13 protein-coding genes are annotated in these 13,461 nt (G+C 72.9%); 6 read left to right on the top strand and 7 right to left on the bottom strand.

The features are described 5' to 3' along the window. Window positions 1-7 precede the first annotated feature (7 nt). Window positions 8-1,441, bottom strand: a complete 1,434-nt coding sequence (purB, locus tag ABEB09_RS28945; RefSeq protein WP_345692853.1) for an adenylosuccinate lyase — start codon at window positions 1,439-1,441, stop codon at window positions 8-10. 195 nt (window positions 1,442-1,636) lie between these two features. Next, complete coding sequence (locus ABEB09_RS28950) at window positions 1,637-2,410, bottom strand: SGNH/GDSL hydrolase family protein (protein WP_345692854.1); 774 nt, start codon at window positions 2,408-2,410, stop codon at window positions 1,637-1,639. A 114-nt stretch (window positions 2,411-2,524) separates the two neighbouring features. Between ABEB09_RS28950 and ABEB09_RS28955 the strand changes: the two genes are divergently transcribed. Further along, a complete protein-coding gene (locus tag ABEB09_RS28955; RefSeq protein ID WP_345692855.1) occupies window positions 2,525-3,538 on the top strand; it encodes a maleylpyruvate isomerase family mycothiol-dependent enzyme in 1,014 nt (337 codons plus the stop codon). A gap of 71 nt (window positions 3,539-3,609) precedes the next feature. Here the strand turns inward: ABEB09_RS28955 and ABEB09_RS28960 are convergent, their stop codons facing one another. The 3 genes from ABEB09_RS28960 to ABEB09_RS28970 all read right to left on the bottom strand — a co-directional run bounded on the left by ABEB09_RS28960 (window position 3,610) and on the right by ABEB09_RS28970 (window position 6,815). Further along, entirely contained in the window at window positions 3,610-4,626 is a 1,017-nt protein-coding gene (locus ABEB09_RS28960; RefSeq protein WP_345692856.1) for a hemolysin family protein, read from the bottom strand. After that, complete coding sequence (locus ABEB09_RS28965; RefSeq protein ID WP_345692857.1) at window positions 4,623-6,173, bottom strand: hemolysin family protein; 1,551 nt, start codon at window positions 6,171-6,173, stop codon at window positions 4,623-4,625. The genes ABEB09_RS28960 and ABEB09_RS28965 overlap by 4 nt, the downstream gene beginning before the upstream one ends. A 213-nt stretch (window positions 6,174-6,386) precedes the next feature. Next, window positions 6,387-6,815 (bottom strand): GNAT family N-acetyltransferase, encoded by a 429-nt coding sequence (locus ABEB09_RS28970; RefSeq protein WP_345692858.1) that lies wholly within the window; start codon window positions 6,813-6,815, stop codon window positions 6,387-6,389. Window positions 6,816-6,892: 77 nt separating this feature from the next. Here ABEB09_RS28970 and ABEB09_RS28975 point away from each other — a divergent pair, with 77 nt between their 5' ends. The 5 genes from ABEB09_RS28975 (at window position 6,893) to ABEB09_RS28995 (ending at window position 11,257) form a co-directional block, all read left to right on the top strand. Then, window positions 6,893-7,225 (top strand): hypothetical protein, encoded by a 333-nt coding sequence (locus ABEB09_RS28975; protein ID WP_380841962.1) that lies wholly within the window; start codon window positions 6,893-6,895, stop codon window positions 7,223-7,225. Between the two features lie 70 nt (window positions 7,226-7,295). Next, window positions 7,296-7,667: a fic family toxin-antitoxin system, toxin component gene (locus ABEB09_RS28980; RefSeq protein ID WP_345692859.1), complete on the top strand. Its 372-nt coding sequence runs from the start codon at window positions 7,296-7,298 to the stop codon at window positions 7,665-7,667. Between the two features lie 33 nt (window positions 7,668-7,700). After that, window positions 7,701-7,841, top strand: coding sequence for a hypothetical protein (locus ABEB09_RS28985; RefSeq protein WP_345692860.1), 141 nt, complete (start codon window positions 7,701-7,703; stop codon window positions 7,839-7,841). A 24-nt stretch (window positions 7,842-7,865) separates the two neighbouring features. Continuing rightward, window positions 7,866-8,072 (top strand): hypothetical protein, encoded by a 207-nt coding sequence (locus ABEB09_RS28990; RefSeq protein ID WP_345692861.1) that lies wholly within the window; start codon window positions 7,866-7,868, stop codon window positions 8,070-8,072. 155 nt (window positions 8,073-8,227) lie between these two features. Continuing rightward, complete coding sequence (locus ABEB09_RS28995; protein ID WP_345692862.1) at window positions 8,228-11,257, top strand: carbohydrate binding domain-containing protein; 3,030 nt, start codon at window positions 8,228-8,230, stop codon at window positions 11,255-11,257. Window positions 11,258-11,278: 21 nt separating this feature from the next. Here the strand turns inward: ABEB09_RS28995 and ABEB09_RS29000 are convergent, their stop codons facing one another. Both ABEB09_RS29000 and ABEB09_RS29005 read right to left on the bottom strand, forming a co-directional pair. Next, window positions 11,279-12,550 carry an MFS transporter gene (locus tag ABEB09_RS29000; protein WP_345694123.1) on the bottom strand — a complete coding sequence of 424 codons (1,272 nt, stop codon included), beginning with the start codon at window positions 12,548-12,550 and terminating at the stop codon, window positions 11,279-11,281. A 32-nt stretch (window positions 12,551-12,582) separates the two neighbouring features. Further along, on the bottom strand, window positions 12,583-13,395 hold the full coding sequence (locus ABEB09_RS29005) for an ArsR/SmtB family transcription factor (RefSeq protein WP_345692863.1): 813 nt from the start codon (window positions 13,393-13,395) through the stop codon (window positions 12,583-12,585). Window positions 13,396-13,461: the final 66 nt, after the last annotated feature.

The following is a 13,461-nucleotide window of genomic DNA, read 5'->3' on the forward strand; positions in this document are numbered from 1 at the left end:
GAGCCGGTCAGAGGATGGCGCCCGGCACGTAGGCGGCGGCCTCCGGGTGCTGCTTGGCGATCTCCTCGATGCGGGAGACCACCGAGCCGACCTGGTCGGCGGCCGCGCCCGTGAAGGACAGCTTGTCCGCCATGAGTGCGTCCAGTTCCGCCCGGTCCAGCGGGATCCGCTCGTCGGCGGCCAGCTTGTCGAGGAGTTCGTTGCGCTCGACGCCCTGCTCGCGCATGGCGAGGGCGGAGGCGACGGCGTTCTCCTTGATGGCCTCGTGCGCCACCTCGCGGCCCACACCCGCGCGCACGGACGCCATGAGGACCTTGGTGGTGGCCAGGAAGGGCAGGTAGCGGTCCAGTTCCCGGGCGACGACCGCCGGGAACGCGCCGAACTCGTCCAGCACGGTCAGGAAGGTCTCCAGCAGACCGTCGAACGCGAAGAACGCGTCGGGCAGGGCGATCCGGCGCACCACCGAGCAGGAGACGTCACCCTCGTTCCACTGGTCGCCCGCCAGCTCGCCCGCCATCGACGCGTAGCCGCGCAGGATGACCATCAGGCCGTTGACGCGCTCGCAGGAGCGGGTGTTCATCTTGTGCGGCATCGCGGACGAGCCGACCTGGCCGGGCTTGAAGCCCTCGGTGACCAGCTCGTGGCCGGCCATCAGCCGGATCGTCTTCGCCAGCGACGACGGCGCGGCGGCCAGCTGCACCAGGGTCGTGACGACCTCGTAGTCCAGGGAGCGCGGGTAGACCTGGCCGACCGATGTGAACGCCTGGCCGAAGCCGAGGTGCGCGGCGATCCGCTGCTCCAGCTCGGCCAGCTTCCCCGCGTCACCGCCCAGCAGGTCCAGCATGTCCTGGGCCGTGCCGACGGGGCCCTTGATGCCGCGCAGCGGGTAGCGGCCCAGCAGCTCCTCGAGGCGGGCGTGGGCGACCAGCAGCTCGTCGGCGGCCGTCGCGAAGCGCTTGCCGAGCGTCGTGGCCTGGGCGGCGACGTTGTGGGAGCGGCCGGCCATGACCAGCTCGCCGTACTCGGCGGACAGCTTGCCCAGGCGCGCCAGCACCGCCACGGTGCGGTCCCGCATCAGCTCCAGCGAGCGGCGGATCTGCAGCTGCTCGACGTTCTCGGTCAGGTCGCGGGACGTCATGCCCTTGTGGACCTGCTCGTGGCCGGCGAGGGCGTTGAACTCCTCGATGCGGGCCTTCACGTCGTGCCGGGTGACCTTCTCGCGCTCGGCGATCGACGCCAGGTCGACCTGGTCGAGGACCCGCTCGTAGTCGGCGAGCGCGGCGTCCGGCACCTCGATCCCGAGGTCCTTCTGGGCGCGCAGCACGGCGAGCCACAGCTGCCGCTCCAGCTTCACCTTCTGCTCGGGGGACCAGAGGACGGCGAGCTCGGCGGAGGCGTAGCGGCCGGCGAGGACATTGGGGATGCGAGGCTTTGCAGTCACGTGTACGGATTCTACTGGCGATTCCTGCAGGCCAGCGCGGCGGTCCGGTTTGTACCTTGCTACGAGACGGGCGCCACGCAGGTCCGGGCTGCCAGAGCCGCGGCCGGATGCGCGTCGGTCACCCGGCCCGGCGGCGCAGGTCCGCGCCCTGTCGGCGGGGTGCCGGGCGGCGCTGTGGCCTCGGGGCTGCGGCGCCTAGGACGCCTCGTACGGCAGGAGTTCGGGCCGTTTGGCCGGACGGCCGTCACCCGAGGAACGGCCCGTCAGTCGCCGCCCGATCCACGGCCCCAGGTGCTGCCGGGCGAACCTCAGGTCACCGATCCGGCGCTCGACCCAAGGTGCCCGCACGTGCGGGGGCAGCGGGGCCCGCCAGTCGTCCTCGGCCTCCAGGCCCAGGGTCTGCCACACGGCCTCGGCGACCCGCCGGTGCCCCTCGGCCGTCAGGTGCAGCCGGTCCACGTCCCACATGCGCTGGTCGCCGAGCGCCTCGGCGCCGTACAGGTCGACCACCAGCGCCCCGTGCCGGTCCGCCAGTTCGTCGACGTACGCGAACAGCTCCTCCATGCGCGGGCGGAACCGCTCCATCACCGGGCCCCGGCGGCCGGGGCTGCGCATCAGCACCAGCTGCTTGCAGGACGGCGCCAGGCGCTCGACCGCCTCCTCCAGCCGGCCCCGCACCAGGCCCATGTCGCACTTGGGGCGCAAGGTGTCGTTGAGGCCGCCCACCAGGCTGATCACGTCGGCGCCCATCTCGCTCGCCGGGCCGACCTGCTCGTCGACGATCTGGCCGATGAGCTTGCCCCGTACCGCCAGGTTCGCGTACCGGAAGCCCGGCGTCCGGGCGGCGAGCCGGGCCGCCAGCAGGTCCGCCCAGCCCCGGTAGGAGCCGTCCGGCAGCAGGTCCGACATGCCCTCGGTGAAGCTGTCGCCCACCGCGACGAAACTGTTGTACGTGGCATTGATCTCCATGGCGCAGAGATCGTATCGCGGGGCTCGGCCGCGCCTCCGTCGAGTGGGCGAGTAGGGTCGCCCGGTCCGAGGGGAAGGCTGCGGACGCGACCGGAAGGGACACGGGGGACAGTCATGAGCGAGGCACTGGAACAGGCGCTGGCGGAGGCACTGGCCCATCTGCTGACGTCGATCGACACCTGCGACGACGACGTCGTCGACCCGGACACGGCCGTGCGCTGGACCGAGCACACGGCCCATGTGCTGGACCGGCTCGCGCCCCCCGACCGGCGCCGCCTGGCCGTGCTGTTCCACGACGTCGCACGCCGCGAACCCGACGGCCCGTGGAGTGAGGCCCTGCACGCGATACCCGCGTCCCTGGGCCTGGACGAGGACGGGCACGAGCACTACTGCGATGCCGTCGAGGAGCACGTGGCCCGCCTCCTGAAGACCGTGCGGGACGCGGATCCGGCCACGCCCGTCCCGACGTGCCCCGGCTGGACACTCGCCGATCTCGTACGGCACCACGGCACCACCCACCGCTGGACGGACCACCTCGTCCGCACCCGCGCCACCGCCCGCGTCCGGCCCGAGGACATCCCGCTGGACCTGCCGGACGACACCGGCGCGTACGCCGACTGGCTGGCCAGCAGCGCCGAGGCCGCGCTGGGAGCCCTGCGCTCCGCCGCCCCCGACACCCCGATGTGGACGTACGGGGCCGACCCCCACGTGCGGTTCTTCGCCCGCCGGCTGCTCTTCGAGGCCGTCGTGCACCTCGCCGACGCCGAACTGGCCCTGGGCGAGCGGCCCCGGATCGACGCGGGCACGGCGGCCGACGGCATCGACGAGTTCCTGGAGTACGTGCCGTACGTCGGCCGGGTCGCCGAGCCGGTCGCCCACCTCGGCCGTGACGGCGACGTCCTGCGGCTGCGCGCCGCCGACACGGGCGCGATGTGGACGCTCACGTTCGGCGGGGGCGGCTTCTCCGTGCGCCTCGACGGCGACGGCGGGGCGACCGTCACCATCGAGGCGGACACCGGGGAGCTGCTGCTCCTGCTCTACGGGCGGTACGGCGCGGGGGACGGCCGGTTCACCGTCACCGGCGACCGCACGCTCCTCGACGCGTGGCTGGCCGCCACGCCCCTGTGAGGCGGCCGCCCCGCAGCCGCACCCCACCGCCGACGGCGCCGTCACCGGGGCGCGGAGCCGTCACGGTGCCGTCACGGAGCCGGCCGGCCCACCAGCTCGCGCAGGACGTCCTCCATCGTCACCATGCCCGCGAGCCGGCCGTCGTCGTCCAGCACGGCCGCCAGGTGCGTACGGCTGCGGCGCATCGCCGTCAGCACGTCGTCCAGCGGGGTAGCGGCCCGCACCCGGGCGATGGGCCGCATCGCCGACACCGGGAACGGCAGGTCGCGCGGCATCGCGTCCAGGGCGTCCTTCACGTGCAGGTAGCCCAGGATGCGCCGTGCGGGATCGACCACGGGGAACCGGGAGAACCCGGACTCCGCCGAAAGCCCCTCCAACTCCTCGGGCGTGGTCCCGACCCGCGCGTACACCACGCGCTCCAGCGGCATCACCACGTCCCGCACGGGACGGCGGCCCAGCTCCAGCGCGTCGTGCAGCCGCTCGGCCGCACGGTCGTCCAGGAGCCCCGCGTCACCCGCGTCGGTCACCATCCGCGCCAGCTCGTCGTCCGAGAACGTGGCCGCGACCTCGTTCTTCGCCTCGACCCGCAGCAGCTTCAGCAGGCCGTTGGCGAACGCGTTGATGGTGAAGATCACCGGGCGCAGCGCCCGCGCCAGCGCCACCAGCGGCGGGCCGAGCAGCAGGGCCGTACGGACCGGCTCGGCCAGCGCGATGTTCTTCGGCACCATCTCGCCCAGCAGCATGTGCAGGTACGTGGCCGCCGCGAGCGCGATCACGAACGACACCGGGTGCACCAGGCCGTGCGGCACGCCGATCGCGTCGAAGAGCGGCTCCAGCAGGTGCGCGATGGCCGGCTCGGCGACGATGCCAAGCACCAGGGTGGCCAGCGTGATGCCCAGCTGGGCCGCCGCCAGCAGTGCCGAGACGTGCTCCAGGCCCCACAGGACGCTGCGCGCCCGCCGGTTCCCGGCCTCCGCCTGCGGCTCGATCTGACTGCGGCGCACGGAGATCAGGGCGAATTCGGCGCCGACGAAGAACGCGTTCAGCACCAGCGTGAGGAAGCCGACCAGCAGCTGGATCACGATCATCGCGCGGCCCCCTCACCGGCGGCACCGGACGACCCGTCACGGCGCGATCCCCACGATCCCCGCGATGCTCGTGACTCCCGGGAGGCCCGCTCGCGGGCGTCGGCGCCCGTTTCCCGTTCGTGGGCGTCACGGCGCGATCCGCGCAGGTGGAGGCCGTGGCGGGAGCCATCGCCGTGGCGTTGTCCCCGGTGGGCGTGGTCTCCGGGACCGCCGTCACCGGCCGCGCCGTCCTCGTCCTCCCGGGCGTGCGGGGCGTGCAGCAGGACGCGCGCGGCGCGCCGCCCGGAGGCGTCGACCACGTCCAGCTCCCAGCCGGACAGCTCGACCGTGTCACCAACAGCCGGTATCCGCCCCAGCGCGGTGGCGACGAGCCCGGCCAGCGTCTCGTACGGCCCCTCCGGCACGTGCAGCCCGATCGTTCGGAGCTGGTCGGTGCGGGCGGCGCCGTCGGCGGACCACAGCGTGCGCCCGTCGGCGTCCTCGCCGGCCCGGGCCAGGTCGGGCGTCTCGTGCGGGTCGTGCTCGTCCCGTACCTCGCCGACGACCTCCTCGACGATGTCCTCCAGCGTCACGACACCGGCCGTGCCGCCGTACTCGTCGATGACGACGGCCATCGTGGCCTTGCCGGACAGCCGGTCCAGCAGCCGGTCCACGGTCAGCGTCTCCGGCACGAGCACGGGCTCGCGCAGCAGGTCCACGACCGGCGTGCGGTACCGCTGGTCGGCCGGGACGGCCAGTACGTCCTTGATGTGGGCCGTGCCGATCACCGTGTCGAGGCTTCCCCGGTAGACGGGGAAGCGGGACAGGCCGGTGGCGCGGGTCGCGTTGGCGACGTCCTCCACGGTGGCCTGCGCCTCCAGGGCCGTGACCTGGACGCGCGGCGTCATCACGTTCTCGGCGGTCAGCTCGGCCAGGTTCAGCGTGCGCACGAACAGCTCGGCGGTGTCCGCCTCCAGCGCGCCCGCCTTGGCGGAGTGGCGGGCCAGGGCGACCAGCTCCTGCGGGCTGCGCGCCGAGGCCAGCTCCTCGGCCGGCTCCATGCCGAGGCGGCGGACCGACCGGTTGGCGGTGTTGTTGAGATGGCTGATCAGGGGCTTGAAGGCGGCGCTGAAGATCCGCTGCGGGGTGGCCACGACCTTGGCGACGCCGAGCGGCGAGGAGATGGCCCAGTTCTTCGGGACCAGTTCGCCGACGACCATCAGGACGACCGTCGACAGAGCCGTACCGATCACCAGGGCGACGGAGGAGGCGGCCGATGCGGACAGGCCGAGCCCGCGCATGGGCCCGCTGAGGAGCTTGGCGACGGACGGCTCGGCGAGCATGCCGACGACCAGGTTGGTGACGGTGATGCCGAGCTGGGCGCCCGAGAGCTGGAAGGTGAGGGACCGCACGGCCTTCAGGGCGCCGAGCGCACCCCGCTCACCCCGCTCGACGGCCTGCTCCAGGGCGCTGCGCTCGACCGTCGTGAGGGAGAACTCCGCCGCCACGAAGCCTCCGCACGCCAGGGCGAGCAGCAGTGCCACGAGCAGCAGCAGCACTTCGGTCATCGGGTCACCTCCGTCCCATGATCCGGCAGGGAGGGGATGATCGCGCGATGGCGTCTTCGGCTACTGGGAGGCTCGCCCATGGGCGGTCGCTCACACCTTTCGAAATCGAATGAGTTGATCCGGCTCCACTCATGGTAAAGGATCAGCAAAGTGCCTTGCTGTGGGCGGGCTGATCCTGTGGAAAACCCGGCGGCCCGGTCCGGAGTGCGCGGCTCAGTCCGTCAGTGGCTTGACCCACCGGCTCCACTGCGGCTCCGGCGCGTACCCCGCGGCCCGCCAGGCGTGGTGGGCCTGCTCGTTCCGGTCGAGGACCATCGCGTCACCGCGCCGCCCTCCGAGCCGTACGAACCGCTCCTCCGCGGCGGCCAGCAGTGCCGTGCCGATGCCCTGCCGCCGTCGGCCGGGGTGGACGGCGAGCCGGTAGAGGTGGCAGCGCCAGCCGTCGAATCCGGCGATCACCGTGCCCACCAGTTCCCCGTCGCCGTCCTCGGCGAGGAGCAGGGCCTCGGGGTCGCGGGCCACCAGCCGCTCGACGCCGTCGCGGTCGTCGCTGATGCTGGTCCCCTCCGCGGCCACCTTCCAGAAGGCGAGCACCGAATCGAGGTCGGAGGGGCCGGCCGGGCGTATTCGAAGATCGTTCATGGCGTGAATCCCACCATCCGCCGATCCGTTCCGTCGATGGGGTTTTCGTGCTAGCGATTCCGCGCTAGCGTGGTCGTGTGGCGAAGACTCAGCTGAACGTACGGGTGGACGAGGCGACCGCCGAGACCGCCCGGCGCAGGGCGCAGCAGCGGGGGGTCAGTGTGAACCGGTACATCGAGGAACTCGTCCAGCGCGACGCGGGCGAGGTGGGCCGCACCTTCGTGGACGCGGCGGCCGACTTCATGAAGCAGTACGAGGCGGTGTTCGCGGAGGAGTTCCGAGCCGATACGCCCGACGCGCCCGACGCGCCCGATACGCCCGACGCGCCCGACGCGCCCGGCACGCGCGATACGCCCGGCGCGCCCCACGCGCGTCCCGCCGGAGGCGGCTCCGCCGAGGGCGCCCTGTGACGCGGGCCGAACGGGAGCTGCGTCCCCGCGCCAGGCGTGCGCACGTCGCCGTGGAGTGTGGCCTGCCCGTATGAACCTCTCCATCGACCTCGCGTGGCTGCTCATGCTCGCCGAGCAGAAGATGCCCCGTGACCCCCAGGTCGCAGACTGGGGCGCCCTCGTGGCCGCGGTCAGCCGGCACGACGCGGAGATCTTCGGCATCCCCGTGTACGACGACCCGCACACCCGCGCCGCCGCGCTGCTGCAACTGCTGCTGCACGTCCCGGCGCTGGAGCACTCCAACGCCCTGTACGCCTCGGCGGTCGCGTACGGGTACCTCGTCGCCTCCGGTCTGCGCGTCGCCACGTCGCCGGAGCTGATCAGGGACCTCGCCCGTCTCGTCAAGAGCGGCCGGGCCGACGTCCGTTCCATCGCGGCCGAGCTCCAGCGCTGGACCGGTTGACGCGGGGCCGCGCCGACGCCGGTGCCGGGGCTCGTGGGGAGCGGCCGGGTCCTCGCGGGCGGCCCGCCGTACGTCATCATGGGCGCCATGTGCATCGACGACGACCGGGTGGCCGTGGTGACGTACGAGAACGTGCCGGGCGCCCCGCGCCCCATGGCCGCCCTGCGGGCTTGACTGCGTGACCGCGGCATCGACTGGATGCCCTTCCCCGCCGAGCGGGTCATGGTGGGGCTCGCCTGCGGCCCCGGCCCCGACGGCCACTGGCGGGGCCGGATCGACATCCGGGTCCCGGCCGACGAGCTGAGGCGGCTCGGCCTCCACCCCGAGCAGGCGACCGCCCGCCCCGACGGCCCCTCGCCGCCCGGCTGGTGGCACGCGGAGGCGGAACGCCGCGCACGGCGCTGACAGCTCGTCATGCGGGAACCCTTTACCGCGCCGGGCGTGGCCGGTAACTTCCGCTGCTGCAAAGGATTTCAGCAACTTTCTCACGCCAGAGCCCCGAGGCGCGTCAGGGTGACCGGCGGAGGACGACCCTGTCGTACCCCCACCTGGAGATCCCCATGAAGCGCACCCCAGGGGCGCGCGCCACGCGCCGGCGGGCGAGACGCCCGCTCGCCGCCCTGACCGTGGCCGCGTCCGCGCTGCTCGCCCAGCCCCTCGCCGACCCGGGCGCCGCGGACACCCGGACCGTTGCCACGGCCGCGGCCGCCACGGAGAACACCGCCACCGTCTACTACTCCACCAAGACCCGTGCCTGGAGCGCCTACTACCTCCACTACGCCCCCGACGGCGGTTCCTGGACCACCGTGCCCGGTACGCGGATGCAGGCCGCCTGTACCGACTGGGTCAAGCTGACCGTCCCCCTCGGCAGCGCCCAGGGCCTCAAGGCCACCTTCACCGACGGCGCCGGCGTCTGGGACAACAATGGCGGCCGCGACTACGCCCTCGGCACCGGCGACATCACCGTCAAGGACGGCGTCGTGGCGCACAGCGACCCGTGTGCCGACACCGCCCCCGACCCCGGAGGGAGCCGGACCGCGACCGTCTACTACGCGACCGACGCCCTCGGCTGGTCCACCGTCAACCTCCACTACCAGCCCGCCGGCGGTTCCTGGACCACCGTCCCGGGCGTCGGCATGGAGGCCGCCTGCACCGGCTGGTGGCGCAGGACCGTCGACCTGGGTGCGGCCACGTCCCTGAAGGCCGCGTTCAACAACGGCAACGGCATCTGGGACAACAACAACGGCGCCGACTACACGCTGCCCGCCGGCACCACGACCGTACGGAACCGCACGGTCACCGCCGACGCGGCCGACCCCTGCGCCGCCCAGCAGCCCGACACGGAGGCGCCCACCGCGCCCACCGGGGTGACCGCGAGCGCGACCGGCACCTCGGTCGTCCTGTCCTGGCAGCCGGCGACGGACAACAGGGCCGTCACCGGCTACCAGGTCACCCGTACCGGCGGCAGCGCGGGCACCACCGTCACGGACACCGGCTCCACGGTCCTCTCCGACACCGGCCTCCAGGAGCGGACCGCCTACACGTACACCGTCCGGGCCGTCGACGCGGCCGGGAACACCTCCGCGGCGTCGGCCCCCGCCACGGTCACCACGGGTGACCGGCCGCCCGCCACCACACCGGGCAGGCCCCTGGGCACCGACCCGCGCAAGGACCCCGTCTACTTCGTGCTGACCGCCCGCTTCAACGACGGCGACCCCACCAACAACCGGGGCGGCAGCCAGCACGTCCGCTCCGGGAACGCGGCCAACGACGACCCCATGTTCCGCGGCGACTTCAAGGGCCTGATCGACAAGCTGGACTACATCAAGGGCCTCGGCTTCTCCGCCGTGTGGATCACCCCGGTCGTCCTCAACCGCTCCGATTACGACTACCACGGCTACCACGGCTGGGACTTCTACCGGGTCGACCCCCGGCTGGAGTCCGCCGGGGCCTCGTACCAGGACCTCATCGACGCCGCCCACGCCAAGGGCATGAAGATCTACCAGGACGTCGTGTACAACCACTCCTCCCGCTGGGGAGCCAAGGGCCTGTTCACGCCGAAGGTCTACGGGATCCGCGACACCCAGTGGAGCTGGTACTACGACGAGCCGAACGCCGGCTTCGCGTACGACGGGCTGACCGTCGAACCCAAGTCCGGCAAGTCCTACTACAACGGCGACCTGTGGTCCACGGCCGAACCCACCGGCAACACCTGCCTCAACTGGGGCACACCCACCGGCGCCCGCAGCCCCGAGGGCTACACGCTCTACAACTGCCAGTGGCCCAGCCCCACCTCGGGCATGTTCCCGTCCGCGTACTACCACACCTGCTGGCTGGGCAACTGGGAGGGCGAGGACGCCCGCTCCTGCTGGCTGCACGAGGACCTCGCCGACTTCGACACCGAGTCGCCGGCGGTCCAGAACTACCTGATCGGCGCGTACAACAAGTACATCGACATGGGCGTCGACGGATTCCGTGTCGACACCGCCGTGCACATCCCGCGCACCACCTGGAACCGCCGCTTCCTGCCTGCTATCCAGGAGCGGGTCAGCCAGCGGTTCGGCGCCGACGCGGCCCGCGGCTTCTTCGTCTTCGGCGAGGTCGCCGCGTTCGTCAACGACAAGTGGAACCGCGGTTCCGTCAACCACTCCGCGCAGTTCTACACATGGAAGGAGCGCAAGGAGTACAGCGCCGACGACGCACGGGCCGCGCTGGAGATGTACGCCTACGAGCAGGCCCAGGGCCCGGCGAACCAGCCGACCTCCCGCAACGCCTTCCTGGACGGCAACAGCTACCACGCCCCCGACCACAGCCGGTTCTCCGGCATGCACATCATCGACATGCGCATGCACATGAACTTCGGCGACGCCGTCAACGCCTTCCACAACGGCAAGGACTCCGACGACAGCACCAACGACGCCACGTACAACGTCGTCTACGTCGACAGCCACGACTACGGACCCAACAAGAGCGGCGAACGCTACACGGGCGGCACCGACGCGTGGGCCGAGAACATGGCGCTGATGTGGACCTTCCGCGGCATCCCCACCCTGTACTACGGCTCCGAGACCGAGTTCCAGAAGGGCAGGCGGATCGACTGCGGGCCGAGCTGCCCGCTCGCCACGACGGGCCGTGCCTATTACGGCGACCACCTCGCCGGCACCGTCACCGCGTCCGGGTTCGGGACGGTGGCCTCGGCGACCGGACCCGTCGCCACCACGCTCGCCCAGCCGCTGGCCCGGCACGTGCAGCGGCTGAACCTCATCCGCCGGGCCGTCCCCGCCCTCCAGATGGGCCAGTACTCGACGGACGGCATCAGCGGGGAGATGGCCTTCAAGCGCCGCTACACCGACACGGCCACCGGCACCGACAGCTTCGCCCTGGTCACCGTCACCCATGGCGCCCGGTTCACCGGCATCCCCAACGGCACGTACAAGGACGCCGTCACCGGGGAGACCAGGACCGTCACGGACGGCACCCTCGCCGTCCCCGCACCCGGCAAGGGCAACCTCCGCGTGTACGCCCTGGACCTGGGCGGCGCCAACGCCGCACCCGGCAAGGTCGGTACGGACGGGCCGTACCTCAAGTGACCCCGTCCGCCCGGGTGCGCCTCAGCGTGCCCGGGCGGCGGCCACGGCCGGGACGATCGCCAGCGCGAGCGCGCCGCCGCACAGGGCGAGCACCGCGTAGCTGGTGGTCGCCACGACGACACCGGAGGCCAGACCACCCACCGCGCCCGCCACGGCGATGGCGACGTCCACCATGCCCTGCGTCCTCGCCCGCGTCGCCAGGGCCGCGCTGTCGGTGATGATCGCCGTACCGCTGACCAGCCCCAGGTTCCAGCCGATCCCGAGCAGCACCAGCGCCACCGTGAGCAGCGGGACCGACTCGGGCGGTGCCGTGCCGGCGAGCACCCCGGCGGCCAGCAGGACGACCCCGGACGCGCTCGCGATCACCGTCCTCCCGTACCGGTCGACGAGCAGTCCCGTCAGCGGCGACGGCAGGTACATGGCGGCCACGTGCAGGGCGATGACGAAGCCGGACGCGGCTGTGCCGAGGCCGTGCTCGTGCATGTGGACCGGCGTCATCGTCATGATCGCGACCATGACGAGCTGCGTGAGCGCCATGACCGTGGTGCCCAGGGCGATGCCCCCGGGACGGAGGCGCGCGGTCTTCCCGGCACCGGCGGCGGGCGCGGCATCGGCAGGCTCCTGTGCCTCCTGTGCCGCCTCCGTCTCCCGCGCGGCGAGCGTCCGCGCCAGCAGCAGCGGGTCCGGCCGCAGCCACACCACCAGCACCAGGGCGGCGGCCGCATAGGCGACCACCGCCAGCAGGAACGGCCCGGCGAGGCGGGGGATGCCCAGGCCCGCGGCGAGCGCCCCGGTCGGCGCCGCGAGGTTGGGGCCGACGACCCCGCCGAGCGTCGTGGCGACCAGCACGGTGCTCACCGCGCGGGCCCGGTGGTGGTCGTCCGCCAGGTCGGCCCCGGCGTACCGGGCCTGGAGGTTGGTGGCCGTCCCGGCCCCGTACACGAACAGGGAGACGAAGAGCAGGACCGGGCTGTTCACGACCGCGGCCGCGATGACGCCCAGGCTGCCGAGCGCGCCGGTGGCGTACCCCGCGGCGAGGCCCGGACGGCGGCCGCGGCGCTGCGACACGCGGCCGACCAGCACGGCGGCGAGCGCCGAGCCGGCCGTGAACAGCGCGCTCGGCAGCCCCGACAGGCTCGTGGAGTCGAGCATGTCCTGGGCCAGCAGCGCGCCGACGGTGATCCCGGCCGCGAGCCCGGCACCGCTCAGCACCTGGGAGACGACCAGGACGGTCAGGGTCCTGCGCTGCGCGGGCGTGACGACGGCCGGGCCGCTCGCCACCGCGCCCGGTATGTCCGCGTCCGGCGCCGACCGGCGGCCCCGGCTCACGCGACCACTCCGGCGCCCGGATCGGCCGCGGCACGGGAAGTGGCTGCGGCGCCCGAAGCGGCCGCGGCGCCCGGAACGACCGCGGCACGGGAAGCGGCTGCGGCACCGGAACCCACCGCGGCCTCGGCAGCCGCGACGTCGACCGGCAGTGCGGCGAGCCGCCACTCCAGGAGGCCGTCGACCAGCCGGACCGCCCTGCGGCCGCTCTCGTCGAGGGTGCGGACGGCGTCGCGGGCCATCGTGCAGTACTCGCCGCGGCAGTACGCCACGACCTCGACGCCCTCGGGCAGTTCCTCGACGCGGGCGGCCAGTTCGTCGACGGGGATCGAGATCGCGCCGGGGATGTGGCCCGCGGCGTACTCCTCCGCCGGGCGCACGTCCAGGACCACCACCTCACCGGCCTCCACCCGCGCCAGCAGCTCGTCACGCGTGACGGTCCCCGAGTCGCCGGACTCCGCGTAGGCGCCCAGGTACGCGGCCCTGGCCGGCTCCACGGCCGTCTGGTGGGCCTCGGCGACCTTGCGCAACAGCGCGAACAGCCGTGCCACGTCGTCGCCGGCGAGCCGGTAGTGGACGCGTACCCCGTCGCGCCGGGTGGCGACCAGGCCCGCCTGCTTCAGGGACTGCAGATGCGCCGACGCGGTCGTCAGGTTCAGCCGGGCCGCCCTGGCCAGCGCGTCGACGGACCGCTCGCCCTGGGCGAGCAGATCGAGCAGTTCCAGCCGCTTCCCATTGGCCAGGGCCTTGCCCGTGGCCGCGAACGCCTCGTACAGCCTGGCCTTCGGCTCGCCGTCCGGCCGCTTCGTCATGACCATCCTCCATTAATCCATGGATAATTGTAGACGTGGGGCTGCGGTCGGGGGAATCGGGCGGCC

The organism is Streptomyces coeruleoprunus (assembly GCF_039542925.1).
Lineage (GTDB): Bacteria > Actinomycetota > Actinomycetes > Streptomycetales > Streptomycetaceae > Streptomyces > Streptomyces coeruleoprunus.

Excerpts from the sequence above, each read along its gene's own strand:
- ABEB09_RS29005 (WP_345692863.1), bottom strand. The coding sequence starts at position 13,395 with ATGACGAAGCGGCCGGACGGCGAGCCGAAGGCCAGGCTGTACGAGGCG.
- ABEB09_RS28950 (WP_345692854.1), bottom strand. The coding sequence starts at position 2,410 with ATGGAGATCAATGCCACGTACAACAGTTTCGTCGCGGTGGGCGACAGC.
- ABEB09_RS28980 (WP_345692859.1), top strand. The coding sequence starts at position 7,296 with ATGAACCTCTCCATCGACCTCGCGTGGCTGCTCATGCTCGCCGAGCAG.
- ABEB09_RS28965 (WP_345692857.1), bottom strand. The coding sequence starts at position 6,173 with ATGACCGAAGTGCTGCTGCTGCTCGTGGCACTGCTGCTCGCCCTGGCG.
- ABEB09_RS28970 (WP_345692858.1), bottom strand. The coding sequence starts at position 6,815 with ATGAACGATCTTCGAATACGCCCGGCCGGCCCCTCCGACCTCGATTCG.
- ABEB09_RS28955 (WP_345692855.1), top strand. The coding sequence starts at position 2,525 with ATGAGCGAGGCACTGGAACAGGCGCTGGCGGAGGCACTGGCCCATCTG.
- ABEB09_RS28990 (WP_345692861.1), top strand. The coding sequence starts at position 7,866 with ATGCCCTTCCCCGCCGAGCGGGTCATGGTGGGGCTCGCCTGCGGCCCC.
- ABEB09_RS28995 (WP_345692862.1), top strand. The coding sequence starts at position 8,228 with ATGAAGCGCACCCCAGGGGCGCGCGCCACGCGCCGGCGGGCGAGACGC.
- ABEB09_RS28960 (WP_345692856.1), bottom strand. The coding sequence starts at position 4,626 with ATGATCGTGATCCAGCTGCTGGTCGGCTTCCTCACGCTGGTGCTGAAC.